The sequence below is a fragment of the Streptomyces kryoterrae genome (assembly GCF_054072135.1).
This window is the reverse complement of the sequence record NZ_CM133358.1, coordinates 4393262-4410716: the sequence shown is the minus strand read 5'-3', so window position 1 is coordinate 4410716 and position 17455 is coordinate 4393262. Positions and strand designations below refer to the sequence as shown.

The window sequence follows — 17455 nt, the reverse complement described above, 5'->3', positions numbered from 1 at the left end:
GAAACAATAACGGGGTTCCTGCGCCCCTCGCAGACTTCCCGCATGCCCAGCTACTCCGCCCTCTTCCGCACCCGCGAGTTCACGCCGCTCTTCCTCGCCACGGCGCTCAGATCCGCCGCCTCGACGATCGGCGGGCTGGCCCTCGCCACCCTCACCTACCGCGCCACGGGCTCCCCCCTGCTCTCCGCCCTGAGCATGTTCGGCCCGCAGCTCGCCCAGGTGGTGGGCGCGACGACCCTCCTCTCGGCCGCCGACCGCCTGCCCCCGCGCGCGACCCTGACGGGCATCGCGCTGGCGTTCGCGCTCGGCATGGCGGCGATGGCGATCCCGGGTCTGCCGATCGGGGCGGTCTTCGCCCTGCTGTTCGTCCTGGGGCTGACCGCGTCGCTGGGGGCGGGCGTCGGCTGGGGCCTGCTCAACGAGATCCTGGCCAAGGAGGGCTATCTGCTGGGGCGTTCGCTCTTCAACATGTCGAACGGGCTGATGCAGATCGCCGGCTTCGCGGCGGGCGGGGTCATGGTGACGGCCCTCTCCCCCGGCACCACACTCCTCACCTCGGCGGCTCTCTACCTGGCGGGCGCGCTGGTGACCCGCCTGGGCCTGACCGGCCGCCCGCCCCGCCTCTCCGGCCGCCCGTCCATCGGCCGGACCTGGCGTACGAACGCCCGGTTGTGGTCGGCCCGTCCGCGCCGGCTCACCTATCTGGGCCTCTGGATCCCCAACGGGATGGTCGTGGGCGTCGAGTCCCTGTACGTGTCCTACGACCCCGGCTCCGCGGGCGTCCTCTTCGCCTGCGCGGCCCTGGGCATGTTCATCGGGGACGTGACGATCGGCCGGTTCGTACCACCCCGGCTGCGCCGCCGACTGGCCGTACCGCTCCTGCTGTTGCTGGCGGTGCCGAATCTGGTGTTCGCCCTGGGCCCCGGGGTGTGGGCTGCGGCCGTGACGGTCTGCGTGGCCTCGGTCGGCTACGGCGCGAGCCTGGTCCAGCAGGAACGCCTGATGTCCCTCACCCCGCCCGAACTCTCCGGCCATGCCCTCGGGTTGCACTCCGCCGGGCTGCTCACCATGCAGGGCGTGAGCGCGGCCCTGGCGGGCACGATCGCCCAACTCACCTCCCCCGGTGCGGCGATGACGGTCATGGCGGCGGGGTCGGTGTGCGTGACGGTGGGGCTGGTCGCGGCTGGGTGCCGGGAGGGGCGCGTTGGAGGTGAACGCGAGGGCGCGGGTTGGAGCCCGGCGCAGCGGTCGCACTCCGGTACGTGACCCCTGGCGGTCCCCGGACCGGGTGAGGAATTCCGCGCGCGGGAAGAACAGGCCAGGACATGCGCGGCTCGACCGGCCTGCCAAGGGGGACTCACTCGGATGACGACGCGTGACGAACGTACGAAGAAGGCGGAGCAGACGGAGCAGGCCGAGAAGGCGGAGCAGGCGGAGAAGGCGGCCAAAGGGAAAGCCGTGGGGGAGGAGGGCGCCGAGGACGGTGTCTCCGAGTCCGAACGGCTGCTGTTCGGGGGGCCGTTGCGGTACGACATGGGGTGGAACCAGCATCAGGGTTCGTTTCTGGAACTGGGGCTGCGGACCATGGTCGCGCGGATGCCCCGCCTGATCGGCGCCACCATCCGGCTCGCCCACCGGGCCGACCCCCGCGCCCTGCGCCGGGTGGCGATCGCCGAGTTGGGCGGGGGAGCGGCGCAGGCGGTCGGGCTCGTGGCCGTCAACCGGGTGCTCACCCAGCTGCTCGGGGGCGGGCACACCACCGACCGGCTGCGGGACGCCGTACCGGCGCTGGTCGTCGTCGCGGTCACCGCGCTCGTCGGCGCGCTGCTGAGGTCCGCTTCGACGGCCGGTACCGGGCGGCTGGAGCCCAAGGTGTTCCGGGTGGCGACCGAGGAGTACCTGGAGCGGGTGGCCCGGGTCGAGTTGGCCGCCGTGGAGGACGAGGAGTTCCACAAACTGCTCGACTCCGCCCAGTACGGCGCCGAGTCCGCGCGGCGCATGATCCGCTTCTGCACGTCCGTCATGACGGCGAGCATCGCGCTGGCCGCTGCCGCCGGTGTGCTCACCGTGCTGCATCCGGCCCTCCTCCCGCTCCTCGCGCTGATGACGCTGCCCAGCGCCTGGAGTGCGCTGACCATCGCCCGCCGGCGGTACGTCTCCTTCCACACCTGGGTCCAACACGCCCGCGCGGGGCAGCTGTTGGGGCGGCTGCTGATCGACACGCAGGCCGCTTCCGAGGTGCGGGTGCACAACATCGGGCCGTTTCTGCTGCGGCACTTCCGGACCATGGCCGAGACGGGCGAGCGGGAACAGACCCGGCTCGCCTCGCTGGCCGCCCGTACCGGGCTGATCGCCTCCGGGTGGACGGGCATCGCGACGGCCGGCGCGTACGGCGTGCTCGGGCTGCTGCTGTGGACGGGGGCCATGGATCTGGCCGTCGCCGGTACGGCGGTCATCGCCATCCGGACCGGGTCCGCCAACCTGGAGGCACTGGTCGTCCAGCTCAACTACCTGTACGAGGAGAGCCTGTTCGTCGCCGACCTGGAGCGGCTGTGCCAGGAGGCGGACCGCCGGCTCATCCCGGAGACCGGCCGCCCGCTGCCCGCCCACGTGGACGCCGTCCGCTTCGAGAACGTCTCCTTCACCTACCCGGGCACGGACACCGAACCCGCGCTCGACGCGGTGAACGTCACCATCCCCACCGGCCGGATCGTCGCGCTGGTCGGCAACAACGGCAGCGGAAAGAGCACGCTCGCCAAGCTGCTGTGCGGGCTGTACGCGCCCGACGCCGGCCGCATCCTCTGGGACGGAGTCGACTCCACCGAACTCGACCGAGGCGACCTCTTCGACCGGATCGCGGTCGTCGCCCAGGACTTCTACCGGTGGCCGTTCACCGCCCGCGTCAACATCGCCATCGGCCGGCCCGACGCCCCGCACGAGGACGAACTCCTGCACGCCGCCGCCGAGTACGCGGGCGCCGACGAGACCATCGCCGCCCTGCCACGGGGGTGGGACACCCTCCTCGCCCGTGGTTACAAGGGCGGCCACCAGATCTCCGGCGGCCAGTGGCAGCGCCTCGGTATCGCCCGCGCCCGGCACCGCGACGCCCGTATCCTCGTCGTCGACGAACCGACCAGCGCCCTGGACGCGGAGACCGAGCAGCGTGTCTTCGACCAGATCCGCAGCCTCGCCGCGGCGGGCCAGACGATCATCCTGATCACCCACCGCCTGCACAGCGTCCGGCACGCGGACGAGATCTACGTCCTGGAGCGCGGCCGGGTCGCCGAACACGGCACGTTCGAGGACCTGTTGAGGCCCGACGGTGACGGACCGGGGCTTTTCCGGCGGATGTACCTCGTGCAGTCCGAGCAGTACCGGCTGGACGGCGAACAGTGAGCCGGGCAGTGAGCCGGGCGTAAACCGTGTAGTGATCCACATCACGGAATCGTGAGGTGAAGAAAGTAAAGGAAGCGTGCCCCGGGGGTGCGTGGGACTGGCATGCTCATGCGTGGCTACTGAGGGGTAACCGTTCGCGCTCGATTCCTGGCTCAACCCCCGTGCCCCGTCCCGTCATTCGATCAACTCGATCCCGAGGACCCCCACGCGTGCACAAGCTCACCAGACATGCCCTGCTGGCATCGGTCACCGTCGCGGCCCTGCTCACCACGGGCTGTTCCGCAAGCTCGTCGACCGAGGCGGACAGCGCGGGTGCGGCTGCGGCCGAGATACCCGCCGCCGCCAACACGCCGGACCAACTCGCTGTCGTACAAGCCCCGTTGGACAAAACGGCCCCCACGGCCGTGGCAACCCAGGGAGCGGCGAAGGAGGGTGCCGGGGCGCGGAAGTCGTCGCTCAAGGTCGCCTCCTACGACAAGAAGAGCGGCCGGGCGGTCATCACCGCGAAGTCGGTCACCGCGCCCGCCGGCGGCACGAAGACACCGTCCGCCTCCCCCGGCTCCTCCTTCCCGGCGTCCTCCGCCCCCTCCTCCGCCTCACCCTCCGCGTCGGAGACAACTGCCGCTCCCGCCGCGCCCGTTGCCGTCGGTGACGTCATCGCCAGCGCGCCCGCTCCCGGTGCGCCCGACGGTCTGCTGGCCGAGGTGACCGAGGTCGTCGGTGACGCCGCGGACGGCGGTACCGAGGTGGTCACCAAGTCCGCCGAGCTCAGCTCCGTCCTCGGTGAGAGCAAGGCCGAGGGCGATGTTCCGGTCGACCCGTCGGCCATCGAGGTCGACCCGCTCGTCGAGGGCGTGAAGGTCTCCTGGGCGAAGACCGGCGACCTGACCTTCGGCCCCGAGGGCGCCAGGCTCCCGCTGGGCAGCCTGCGTATCGACGTGGGCGCCGCCATCGCCACGGCCGAGGGCGCTCCCGCCTCGGCGTCGGCCTCGGTGCGGGGTTTCGTGCAGCTCGCGCCCGAGGTCGCCTTCTCGTACGACGGTTCCGGCAGCGGGACGGGCTCCGCGCCCGGCGGCGCGTTCCTCGGCCTGACCGGTGACTGGGCCTCGAAGTGGTCCCTGAAGGGCCGTGCGGCCGGGACCACCACGACCGACGGCAAGCCCCTGCGCGTCCCCTTCGCGAAGCTCCACTCCGACCCCGTCATCTACGCGGGCCCGGTCCCGATCGTCGTCAACCTCGACCTGGTCTGCTACTTCCAGGTCGACGCCGACGGCAAGGTGACCGTCGACGTCGAGCAGGACCTCAAGGGCGACTTCCGCGTGGGCGGCACCTTCTCCTGGAGCAAGGGCTGGAAGGCGGTCAGCGAGTCCGAGATGACCGGCACGCCGCTGGACGTCGACGTCACGGCGACGGGCGACGTCAAGGCGTCCCTGGGCGCCGAGGCCTCGATCGGTCTGTACGGCACCGTCGGCGTCAGCGCCGACCTCGCCCCGTACCTCCGCGTGGAGGCGGACGCCTCGGCGGGAGGATCGAGCGACGGCACGGGCTCGGCGAGCGGCAAGTGGGCCCTGTACGGGGGCCTCGACCTCTCCGGCGCCCTCCAGATCCAGCTGACCATCTTCGGCACGCCGGTCTTCCAGCATCGGATCCCGCTGGGTGAACTCCACAAGGAGTGGCCGCTGGCGAAGGGCGAGGCGTCGGCGACAACAGCGCCGGCGACGCTGAAACCGGCCGCCTGACCCGCGTCGGCCCGACCTGGGACGGCCTGACCAACGACAGTGGGGCCCTTCCGTCCGGTACCGGACGGAAGGGCCCCACTGTCGTGGTGCGCCTGCGGGGTCAGCCCAGTCGCTTCACCGTCGTCCAACCGTCGGCGTCCAGCGTGTCCGGGGACGTGTCGTTGGCGGTGGCGGTGCCCGCGAACAGGAGCAGGGCGCCGGCGGTGTTCGTCGCCAGCATGTCGGGGATGCCGTCGCCGGAGATGTCCGGACTGCCGTAGAGCAGCGGGTAGGCGGCGGGGGTGAAGCTGGTGGCGCCGTAGACGGTGTCGCCGTCCAGGCTGCCGCCCGACGTGCCGAGGCTGCTGAGGACCGTGCTCACCCCGTCGCTGCCGAGGATGCCCTTGCGCAGCACGATGTTGCCCGAAGCGGTCCGGTACGTCATGTCCATCGCCTTGTCGCCGTTGTAGTCGGCGATGGCCACGAAGTCCCGGCCCTCCCAGGAGGTGGTGGTGTGCTGGGTGGCGGTGGTGAAGGCGCCGCCCGTGTAGCCGGAGAGGATCCACAGCTCGCCGCCGCCCACGCCACCCGCGACGAACAGCTCGGGCCGGCCGTCGCCGGTGAGGTCGCCGGCCGCCTTCATCTCGGACCAGGTGGACGGGGCCGGCATGTTGGCGGGCAGCCGTACCTCGACGCGTTCCCTGACGTTGATGGCGCCGTAGCCGTCACCGGGGTAGATGAAGAGCCGGTTGTCGGGCGTACGGATCACCCAGTCGGTGACACCGTCGCCGGGCGCGAAGTCGCCGTTGTGGGTCACCAGCGAGTACGCGGGGGCCGTGCTGTCGCCGTTCCAGATGTGCGGGGCGGTGCCGGCGTCCCGCAGCAGTGTGCCGTTGTCGTGCTGGCCCCAGGAGCTGACGATCCACTTGCCGTTCTGGTCCGTCGTGTTGATCCACAGGTTCCCGGCGGCGGTGACGTGCCCGTAGTCGGGGGAACCGTCACCGTTGAGGTCGCCCGCGCTGTCGGCCGTCGGGCGCGGGGTGACGTAGAAGGAGTGCTTGTACGGGTTGGGGGAGATGTTGCCCGACGAGTCGACGGCCTTGACGTAGAGGGTGTTGGGGCCGGCGGCGGGGGGTTGCATCCCCGTGTAGTTCTCCGTCGAGGTGATGACGGTGGTGCAGGTGGCAGCGCCCGTGCCCTGCTTGGTGCCCGCGCAGGCGTAGTGGTCGTAGGTGGTGTTGTTGATCGAGAAGACGAACTTCACGATGTCGGCGTCGGCACCCTTGGTGAAGGTGAAGTCACCGGCGGTACCGAACTTGACCGTGGACCAGACGTCGCCGTCGCTGTCGTTGACGGTGTCGGCGGGGAACTGGACCGAGGTGACGTTGGTGGGCGAGTCGGGGAGGTCGGCATCGTAGTGGAAGCGGCAGAACCCGGAGCCGCTGGTGGGCGACCAGGCGCTGCTGACCTTCGCGTCCCAGGAACGCACCCGCCACACGTAGTTGCTGCCGTTGGACAGCGTGAACTTGTCGGAGCTGAGCTTGACCGAGGCGGTCTCGCCGTCGTCCGCCGCGTCGGAGAAGTACTTGTGGGTGGCGTCGTACGACCCCTCGCGCCAGACCTCGAACTCCAGCTTGGCGAGGTCGCTGTCGGGGTCGGTGGCCTTGGCGCTGATCGTCGGGACGGTCTTGCCCAGGTTGATGTAGGGCGACGCGCTGGTGTCGCAGGAGCCGGGGCTCATGGTGACGGAGGTCGGCAGGCCGGGCTTGCGGTTGTAGGTGATGGCCACCGACGGCGAGCCCTCGCCCTCGGCCTTGAACTTCTTCCAGGAGTACGTGTCCGTCTCCAGGGTCGACGACGAGGTGGTCGGCGCGGACGAGGAGGTCGAGGCCACCAGGCCGATGTTGAAGGAGGTCCAGGCGTTGTCCGCGGCCTCCTGGGCCAGCGAGGTCACGGTGAAGTTGACGTGCGTGTCGGGGCAGGAGCTGTTCGACTTCCAGCCGTACGCGAACGACTTCGAGGTGATCTTCCGGCTCCAGCTGGGCTGCTTGTTCCAGGTGGTGGAGCTGGAGAAGTTGCCGGTGCGCCACACCTGCATCGTGCGCTTGCTGCACGACCAGGAGTGGGTCTCCAGGACCTTCAGGGTGGCGCTGGAGACGTCGGCGTCCTTGATGTTCTTCTGGAGCTTGAGCTTGAAGAGGGACCGCGCGGTGCCCCAGGTGTCCCGCTCGAAGCCGACGCGGGCTTCCTTGGTGTCCTGGTTGTAGTTGGCGCCGTCGTAGAAGCTGGAGCTGGGGTACTTCTTGTAGACGGTGGTCCAGTTGGACCGGGTCGCGGTGGTGGACGGGTCCAGGAACAGCGGGTACACCGGGGCCTTGGCGCCGGTCCCGTCGAGGTACCCGCTCGGCGGGTCGATGGTCAGGACGCGGCTGACCTGGTTCAGGGCGGCCCCCGCGGTGGTGGCGTGCGCGCCCTCGCCGGGCCCGTTCACGGCGGGCAGCGCGAGGGTCTCGTTCGCCGCGGCGGCCGGGAGGGCGTAGGCGGCGGGGTCGGCGTCCGCGCCGTCGAGCCGGGAGTCGGAGTCGTCCGACGAACTCCCGGAACCGCCGGTGCCGTCCTCCGGGTCGGCCTCGGCGGACTTGTCCGCCTCCGAGGTCCAGGTCTCGACGTCCTCGGCGTCCTCGTTGCTGCCGACGGCGGCGTCCGGGTCGGCGGCCGGGGTGTCGGTGTCGTGCGTGCCCGCCGAGTCCCAGAGGAACGGGGTGGGGGAGACGGTGATCTCGTTGCCGTCCTTGTCCTTGCCGTGCACGACGTCGTCGGACGGGTCGAGGGAGAAGGCGAGGGTGGGCGAGGTGAAGCGGTAGCGGGGCGGGTCGGCGGCCAGCGCGGCGGCGGCCTCGGGGGTGTGGATGACCAGGACATGGGTGTACCCGGTGTCCCGCGCGGTCAGCATCAGGTCCACGTCCGGCAGTACGTTCTCGTACAGCGCCCTGTTGTCCTCGACGACCGGCTCGGGGAGCCCGCCGGGCCACTCGACCTGGATCTCGTGACCCTCGGCGGACATCGTCAGGAGCGGCGTCCAGGCGTTCTCGGCGGCATCGGCGACGGTGTCGGCGGAACGCGTGCCGTTGACCTGTGATTCACCTGAGGAATGCGCGGTGTTCTCTCGGGTGGAGGTTGCGAAGATCGCGTGATTGGTTGTGGCTTTACCGGAGAAGCCCGCGTTTTTTGCCTTCGATTTGCCTGCGGCGGGGCTGTAGTCCGGGTCCCCCGACGCGAAGGTCACGGGATAGGGGCTGTTGACGGTGGACCAGCCGGCCTCTCCCTCCCGCAGCGAGACATCGACCGGCGCCCACTTCCCGCGGGCGTTCTTCGCCCGCACCGGCGCGACGGAGGCCGTGTACGTGAAGGAGCCGTCGGGATTGGCGAAGGTCTGGGAGAACTCGTCGGTCAGAGCGGCCACTTCGACCTTCTTGCCGGTCCTGCGAGCCTTCTTCTGAGCCGTGTCCTCGGCGCTGACCTCGCTCTTCGCCGCCTTGGCCTTCGCGCCCGCGGCGGGCGACCTCTCCGTGGCCGGCCCGTCGTCGCTCAGGGCCAGGACCGTGGCACCGCCGGCCAGCAGCGCGAGCGCGACCGCTGCGGCGACGCCGCGTCGAACTCCCCGTCTGCCAGGGGGCGTTGATGGAACGTCATGACTTTCGTGGTCGCTCAAGGGACCCTTCTCCCGTTGTCCTTGGGCCTCGCTTGAACGCACGACCCCCCGTGTTGGACGTGTGGAGTATGTGCAAGCCACCCCGGCGAGATCAACACCCCTGTGAAGCCGAGAAGTAGGAGGGGCGTAAGTGACTGCGGGCTACGGAGATTCTTTGCCGTTCTTTGTCTGAATTTGGCGCGTGACATAGCTAACACAAACTTATCCAGCCTTGACGCGGATCTTTACGACGCGCGAATTTCATCCCGTCATTGATCACCGTGTGCCATCACTCGGAACGTTTTCCGGATGGCTGCGGCACACGGTGATACGGGGAAACGGGGAGAGGTCGGTCCGCCATGCGTGGGGGCTTGTCGTGGTGCGGCAGAGGTTGGCTGACGGAGAGATCACCACGTGATCGGTTGTTCCGCCGAAGAGCGCGACTCGGAGTCGTCGCCGCCGTTTTCCTCGCCCTCAACGTCACCTCGTTGCAGGGCGCCGTGGCGTTCGGCCCCGACAACGACGCCCGTACGACGGTCGAGCTGGACGAGCTCCAGGCGACGGACGCCGTCCCGGTCGACGAGACCAAGACCGACAAGCTGGAGCAACTCGAAGCGCCCGCGCTGGAGAAGCTGACCGACTACGCCCCGGCAGCCGTGGTCCAGGTCCCCGCAGCCGTCGACGTGACCGCCCCGGTCGCCGACGTGACCGCGGGCGGCCCGCCCAAGCCGGTCGCCGCCTCCACCGACGGCACGCTGACCGTCGGTGTGACCGCACCCGACGACGCGACGCAGGCCCAGGCCGACTCCCTCGAAGGTGCCTGGAACGTCTCGGTCAAGCCCGAGGCCGACGCGGTGGCCGCCGGTACGCAGGGCGTCATGCTCCAGGTCGACGCCCCCGACGCCGCCACCGGCAACGCGGTCATCCAGATCGACGCGACCCGCTTCGCCGAGACGTACAGCGCGCAGTGGCTGGACCGCCTGTCCTTCGCCCTGATGCCGGCCTGCTACGCGACGACGCCGGAGCTGGAGGAGTGCTCCACGGGCGTCCCGGTGACCACCGAGGTCGAGCGCACCACCGACGAGGTGACCGTCTCGGTCGACGCGGGCGGCGACGACTCCGGCTCGGAGGCGGACCCCGGTGAGGACACCGCGACCGACGAGACGTCCGACTCCACCGCCACCAGCAAGGACATCCAGGAGACCCTGCTCAACCTGACCGTGGACACCGCCGCCCTGGCCTCGGTGTCCACGGCCACGTCCACCAGCACCTCCACGGCCGTGAGCACCGACAAGGGCTCCGTCGACTCCGCCGTCTGGCACGGCGACGCCCGGACCGGCGTGCAGCAGGTGGCCGACTCCGCGGGCGGCCTGCTGGTCGGCACCTCCTACGGCGCGGGCGCGGGCGGCGACTTCGCCGCGACCCCGCTGTCCTCGGCGGGCACCTGGTCGCAGGGCGGCTCGTCGGGCGCCTTCACGTACGCCTACACGATGGCCGGTCCGGAGGCGCCTTCGGGCCCGACGCCGAACGTGACGCTGAGCTACAACTCGCAGTCCTCCGACGGGCGTACGTCCGGCACCAACAACCAGGTCTCCTGGATCGGCGAGGGCTGGGACTACAACCCGGGTGCGATCACCCGTACCTTCGTGGGCTGCGCGGCGGACACCTCGGGTGCGAACAACAAGGGCCACTTCACCGGCGACCAGTGCTGGGGCTCCAACAACGCGGTGCTGACGCTGAACGGCACGACCACCGAACTGGTGAAGAGCGACGCCGACGGCACGTGGAAGACCTCCCGCGGCGACAACACCCGCGTGGAGCTGCTGACTTCGGCCGACTACACCCGCATCACCGGCATCTCCAGCTCCAACAACGGTGACAACAACGGGGAGTTCTGGCGGGTCACCACCAGCGACGGCACCCAGTACTACTTCGGCATGAACCGCCTGCCGGGCTGGACGTCCGGCAAGGAGGAGACCGACTCGGTCCTGAACGTGCCGGTCGCGGGCAACCACCCCGGTGACGCCGCGAAGAACATCCCCGCGGACCCCTGCTACGCGACGAAGTTCGAGGACTCCTTCTGCGACCAGGGCTGGCGCTTCCAGCTCGACTACGTGGTCGACCTCAACGGCAACGCGATGTCGCTGTGGTGGGACAAGGAGACCAACGCCTACGCGAAGAACAACAAGGAAGCCAAGGCGGTCGCCTACGACCGGGCCGGCTACCTGACCCGCATCGACTACGGCCAGCGCGCGAACACCCTCTTCTCCGCCGAGCCGCTGGGCCGCATGAAGTTCACCGCCCAGGAGCGCTGCTTCGAGAAGGACGGCGACAACACCTGGGACTGCTCCAACACGAGCTTCGACTCCAAGCAGTCGTACCTGACCCGCCCGTGGTTCGACACCCCGGCGGACCTGGCCTGCAAGACGAACGCGAAGTGCTCGACGTACGCCCCCACGTTCTGGTCGCGCAAGCGCCTGGCGACGGTGACGGCGTGCGCCCAGCGCCAGCAGGGCGTCAAGCTCACCGAGTACAACTCGGCCGACGACACGGGTGCCCGCAACGCCTGCGGCATCGACGACTCGACGTACGGCACCACCGCCCTCTCGAAGGTGGACTCCTGGAGCCTGGCCCAGTCGTTCCCGTGGGGCCTGACCGGCGAATACACGGCCCTCTGGCTGGAGTCGATCACCCGTACCGGTTACGCGGTCGACGGTTCGACCGACCGCCTGAACCCGGTGATCTTCGGCCGCAACAAGCTCGTCCTGCCCAACCGCGTGAAGAAGGCGTCGGGCGACACGGACCCCCTCTTCGGCCGCCTGCGCATCCAGGACGTGGTCTCCGAGTACGGAGGCCGGACGCACGTCACGTACCTGGCACCGGACGGCGCCTGCGCGACCGGCGAGAACTTCCCCGAGGTCGACAAGAACACGCTGCGCTGCTACCCGGCCTACTGGCACGCGGACGGCGAGCTGACCGACAAACGGATCTCCTGGTTCCACAAGTACGTGGTCGGGTCGATCACCGAGTATCCGCAGCTGGCGGACGCGACGGACGTCACGACGACGTACGAGTACGAGACGGACACCTCCGACAAGACGGTCGGTGCCCTGTGGGCCAAGAACCAGGCGGAGTTCTCCCGCCCGAAGACCCGCACCTGGGACGACTGGCGCGGCTACCCGGTCATCACGACCATCTCCGGCGTCCCGTCGGCCCCTGACGGCAGCGTCGCCTCCAAGTCGGTCACCCGCTACTTCCGGGGCATGGGCGACGACGTCCTGAAGGACGACACACCGACGAACCCGAAGGACGACGTCAAGCGCTCCTTCAAGTTCAAGGACATCACCGGCGCGGACATCGCGGACGACCGCAAGGCGTACGCGGGCATGGTCGCGGAGTCGCTGACGTACCCCGACTCCAACGCCGTCACATCGTCGGGCTGGCTGTCCCGCACGGTCAACTACCCCAATGCGCCAGTGCGGTTGGCCACCCGTGACCGGACGGACGGTCCGGATGTGGTGTCCGAGCGGGTGACGCTCGGCAAGGTGCAGACGATCACCAAGTCCTCGGGCACCCGCCCCGGCGACTCCGCGACGCTGCGCACGGTGGAGACGCAGACCGACTACGACGCGGACGGTCTGCCGACCGTCGTCCGCGAGTACGGCGACAAGGCGAAGACCACCGACGACACGTGCACCCGCACGTCGTACGTGAACAACAACTCCGGTGGCACGGACAGTGTTTACCTGATCGGCCTGGTCACCCAGACGATCACGACGACCGGCACGAGCACCTGCTCGACGGCACTGTCGTCGGCCACGGCCACGACACTGGTCAGCGGCTCGCGCGTCTACTACGACGGCTCCACCGAACTGGGGGCGACGCCCACCAAGGGGCAGTCGACCCTTACCCAGACGCCCACGGGAGCGGGCACGGGCTGGGAGACCACCAACCCCGAGTCGCGGACGACGTACGACGACTTCGGCCGCGTCACCAAGGTGGTGGACCCGAGCGGGCTGACCAACCTCACGACCTACACGCCTGACTCCGGCCAGGTCTACGAGATCAGGACGGTCCAGGGCACCAAGCTCGACAGCGCCGGCGCGGAGACGGGGCTCGTCTCGACCACGACCGTGGAGCCCGGCCGTGGCGCGACCCTGACCTCGAAGGACGCCAACAACCGGGTGACGTCGTTCGCGTACGACCCGCTGGGCCGCACCACGGCGGCCTGGGGCCCGACCCAGTCCGGCACGGACGACCCCGACGCGAAGTACACGTACAACACGGTCGACGGCAAGCCGGTGTCCGTGGTCACCGAGTCGCTCCAGGACAACCCGACCAGCGCCTCCGGCGACGGCGTGTACACCGCGTCCACCGCGATCTACGACGGCCTGGGCCGCGAACGCCAGTCCCAGACCCCGGCGGTGGGCGGCGGCAAGCTGATCACCGACACCTTCCACAACGCGGCCGGCCAGGTCAGCTTCACCCGCAACGCCTACTACATGGCGGGCGACCCCGGCACCGACCTGATCGTCCCCGTCTCCGAGTCCCTCGTTCCCAACGCCACCACCTACACGTACGACGGCCTGGGCCGCGTCCTGACCGTCACGCCCGTCCACCACTCCTTCCCGCAGACGGGCTCCCCGGCCGCCGACGGCAACGCGACGGTGCAGACCACGGACCGCCGCACCCGCTACGAGTACGGCCTCGACTACACGATCGTCCGCCAGCCGAAGGGCACCCCCGGCTCCCGGGTGTGGACGGACGCCCTGGGCCGCACGGTCCAGCAGGACACGTACAGCGACACGACGCTGACCGAGGCCGGCGCGATCTCCACCACGTACGAGTACGACGTGCGCGGAGACATGTTCAGGTCCACGGACGAGGTCGGCCACACCCGGACGTGGACGTACGACGCGCTCGGCCGTGTCACGGATGCCACGGACCCGGACACCGGGGCTACGCACACCGACTACGACGCCTACGGCCGCGTGGGCACGGCGACCGACGGCCTCGGCGGGAAGCTCTCGTACAGCTACGAGCGTTACAACCGAGTCTCGGAGATCAAGTTCACCCCGGCGGGTTCCACTTCGGGTACGGCAGTCCAGTCGTTCGCGTACGACTCGGCGCCCGGCGGCAAGAGTCAGCTCGCCAGCGCCACCCGCTACAACGATGGTGGTAAGGCGTACAAAACATCGATCGGCGGCTACACGGCCGACTACCAGCCGACATCCATGACATTGACGCTGCCCGACGGAACGACTTCCGGCACGACCGCGGACGGCTTCAAGACCAACTACACGTACGACTACACGTACAACGACGACGGTCAGCTGGAGAAGTACACGACTCCGGAGGTTGGTGGTCTGACCGCTGAGTCGGTCATCACCCGATACAACGAGGCCGGACTCCCCACCACCGTCTCCGGCCGGGACTGGTACGTCGCCGACACGTCCTACTCGCCCTACGGCCAGGTGATGCGCTCCACGGTTGGCGAGGTCGGCCACCGCGTCTGGCAGGACAACAGCTTCGACGAGTCCACCGGTGAGTTGTTGACCAGCAAGCTCGTCCGCGAGAACGCGACGGACACCAGCATCACCGGCAACACGGTGAGCAAGCGGGCCTACGCCTACGACCCCTCGGGCAACATCCTCTCCGTCGCCGACAAGACCGGCACGGCCGCCGTCGACCAGCAGTGCTTCACGTACGACACGCTGGGCCAGCTGAAGACCGCCTGGACCACGCCGAGCGGCGGCGCCTGCACGGCCGCCGGCAAGACGACGGCCGAGCCGGTGTACTCCGACGGCAAGGTCAACGTCTCGTCCAACAACGACGGTTACTGGCAGTCGTACGACTACGACGTGCTGGGCAACCGCAAGTCGAAGACGGTCTACAAGGCGGACCCGACCTTCACCACGGCCGGCGCCCGGGTGACCACGAGCGACGTGTCCACCGCCTACAACTACGGCAAGAGCGAGGACACGGCGGTCAAGAACGACCAGCCGCACACCCTGACCTCGTACGACGCAACGAGCCACACTTCGGCCGGGGCCGAGGTGAAGACCCGCTCCACGCAGACGTACGACGCGGCGGGCAACCTCATCAACCGCTCCACCGGCGGCGACACGTCCCAGGGCCTCACCTGGACCTGGGACGGCCAGGTCGAGACGGTCACCGGCTTCGGCCCGGACGGCTCCGGTCCCTGGCTGGGCGCGTCCGACATGTGCCTGGACCTCGCCGGTGGCAACCCCGCGGCCGGTGGTGTCATTCAGATCTACGTCTGCAACGCGTCCAAGGCACAGAACTTCCGCCTCAAGGCCCTCGACGCCGACAACAACGGCACGGTCGAGAGCGCGACCATCGGACAGTTCGTGGTCGCGGGTGCCTGCGCCCAGCCGACCAGCGCGGCGGCAGGCGCGGCGGTCCAGGTCCAGCCCTGCAACAAGGACACGGCGACGCAGCTCTGGGAGGTCCAGGACACGGGCCTCCTCAAGCTCAAGGGCACCACCCTGTGCATGAACGCCCCGTCGACCGCGAACAGCACCGACCTGGTCCTGGCGACCTGCTCGGCATCGGCGACGGGCCAGGTGTTCAAGCCGGCCTCGAAGACGACGTATGTGTACGACGCCATGGGCAACCGCGTGCTGGAGCGCTCCTCGGCCGGCGCGGTGCTGCACCTGCCTGACACGAGCATCTCGTTGACCGTGTCAGGCAAGCTTCGCTCGGCCGAGCGTTCTTACGGTCACCCGGGGGCCCCGACGGTGACGCGTTTCCGGGAGGCGTCCTCCACGTCCGGTGCCAGCGAGCACCTGTTCGCCCAAGCGGTCGATCACAACGGCACCCCGCTGGCCGAAGTCCGGTTGGACGGGGGCCAGGCCGTCCGCGTCACGAAGAAGGACCCGTGGGGCGAGGACCGTACGTCCTATGTCACAGCACGCTCGCGCACGGCGTTCGCTACAGGTGACGCTGACAAGGCAGCGGGTCTGGTGCATCTGGGCGCACGTGAGTACGACCCGGCGACGGGCCGTTTCCTCTCGGCGGACCCGGTCATTGACCAGAGCGATCCGCTTCAGGCGAACGGCTACTCGTACGCCAACAACAATCCGGTCACACACTCCGACCCGTCCGGTCTGACGTCGTCGGCGTCGAGCTTCGACGCATCGATCGCGGCACTGGACGCGAAGATTGCGGACTACCAGCGCACCCTGTCGACGTCGATCGGCGACGTGATCCTTTCGGTCGGATGGGCGGTGTTCAAGGAGTTCATCGGCTGGAACGACGTGGTCGGCTGCTTCTCCCAGGGTGACCTGTGGGCGTGCGGCAGCCTGCTGATGGACGCGATTCCGTGGACGAGCGTCTTCTCCAAGGGCAAGAAGATGTTCAAGGCGTTCAAGGCGACGATGGGCGCGGTGAAGGCCTGGAAGGTGGCGAAAGCCGCGGCGGAGATCGGCCTCAAGGCGGCGAAGGCAGCCAAAGCAGCGCTGATCAAGGCCAAGAAGGCGGCGGAGGCAGCGGCGGCCGAAGCGAAACGCAAGGCCAGAGAGGCGGCCAAAGCCGCGGCGGAGGCCGCGAAGAAGAAGTCCCACACAGGGTCGAAGGGCGCGCGGGGTAATACTCCACAGGTCCAGGCTCGTAAGACCTCCCAGCAGAAGGGGTCGTCCGGCGGGGGCCGGGCGGAATCCAAGTCGGGTGGCAAGCGGGGCGATTCGGGCCGGGACGACTCGGGGTCGAGTGGTGGTTCGCCCGACGGCGAGGGCGCCACCTGCAACAGCTTCATGCCGGACACGCTCGTGCTCATGGCCGACGGTTCCACCAAGCGGATCAAGGACGTCAAGGTCGGCGACAAGGTCCTGGCCACGGATCCGGAGACCGGCAAGTCAACCGTTGAGACGGTCACTGCCGAGATCAAGGGCCAAGGTTTCAAGCGCCTGGTCAAGGTCACCGTCGACGTTGACGGCAAGGGCGGCTCGAAGACGGCCGCAGTGACCGCGACGGACGGCCACCCGTTCTGGGTGCCCGAGCTGAAGGCATGGATCCACGCCACCGACCTCAAGCCCGGCGAGTTGTTGCGCACGAGCGCTGGCACGTATGTGAAGGTCACCGCAGTCGAGCGCTGGACGACGCTGTGGGCGACGGTTCACAACCTCACAGTCAGTGACCTGCACACGTACTACGTCGTTGCGGGCGGCACATCCGTCCTCGTCCACAACTGCGAGGCGAAGGACTGGAAGCCGTTCCGGGAGGGCGTCGACCACACAGACCAGGGCACCCTCCCGCCGGACGCAGGGATCGCGCCCAACTCGGCCCTCGCGCAAGGCGAGTACCACTTCATCGTCCGACAGGACGGGTCGGTCCGTGCCATGGAGAACAACTCCATGTACGACTTGAACCCGGACGCTGGGCATACTTCCCTGGGCGATCGGCAGCCGGTGAGCATGGCAGGCACCTTCGATGTCGACGCGGATGGTGTGATCTCCCATATCGACAACTTCTCCGGTCACTACCGGCCGGCGGACACAGAGGGGTTCATGCCGCTCATCGAGGTCACCCGCGCCGCCTTCCGCCGACACGGATGGGGCTTCACCGACGATGCCTGGGATTATTACTCGGGGCCGACAATAGGGTTCTGAGCTGGTAATGGTTCCACCGG

The 17455-nt window shown here is 69.1% G+C and carries 5 protein-coding genes; 4 read left to right on the top strand and 1 reads right to left on the bottom strand.

What is annotated here, in order from left to right:
• Window positions 1–42: 42 nt before the first annotated feature.
• The 3 genes from ACW4TU_RS18850 to ACW4TU_RS18840 all read left to right on the top strand — a co-directional run bounded on the left by ACW4TU_RS18850 (window position 43) and on the right by ACW4TU_RS18840 (window position 5135).
• A complete protein-coding gene (locus ACW4TU_RS18850) occupies window positions 43–1266 on the top strand; it encodes an MFS transporter (RefSeq protein WP_457429017.1) in 1224 nt (407 codons plus the stop codon).
• Window positions 1267–1533: 267 nt separating this feature from the next.
• A complete protein-coding gene (locus ACW4TU_RS18845; RefSeq protein WP_457430193.1) occupies window positions 1534–3396 on the top strand; it encodes an ABC transporter ATP-binding protein in 1863 nt (620 codons plus the stop codon).
• A 209-nt stretch (window positions 3397–3605) separates the two neighbouring features.
• A complete protein-coding gene (locus tag ACW4TU_RS18840) occupies window positions 3606–5135 on the top strand; it encodes a hypothetical protein (protein WP_457429015.1) in 1530 nt (509 codons plus the stop codon).
• A 100-nt stretch (window positions 5136–5235) separates the two neighbouring features.
• Here ACW4TU_RS18840 and ACW4TU_RS18835 read toward each other — a convergent pair whose 3' ends face one another.
• Window positions 5236–8826 carry an FG-GAP-like repeat-containing protein gene (locus tag ACW4TU_RS18835; protein WP_457429014.1) on the bottom strand — a complete coding sequence of 1197 codons (3591 nt, stop codon included), beginning with the start codon at window positions 8824–8826 and terminating at the stop codon, window positions 5236–5238.
• Window positions 8827–9227: 401 nt separating this feature from the next.
• On the opposite strand from ACW4TU_RS18835, the gene ACW4TU_RS18830 reads away from it, so the two are divergent.
• Window positions 9228–17435: a ricin-type beta-trefoil lectin domain protein gene (locus ACW4TU_RS18830; protein WP_457429012.1), complete on the top strand. Its 8208-nt coding sequence runs from the start codon at window positions 9228–9230 to the stop codon at window positions 17433–17435.
• Window positions 17436–17455 lie beyond the last annotated feature (20 nt).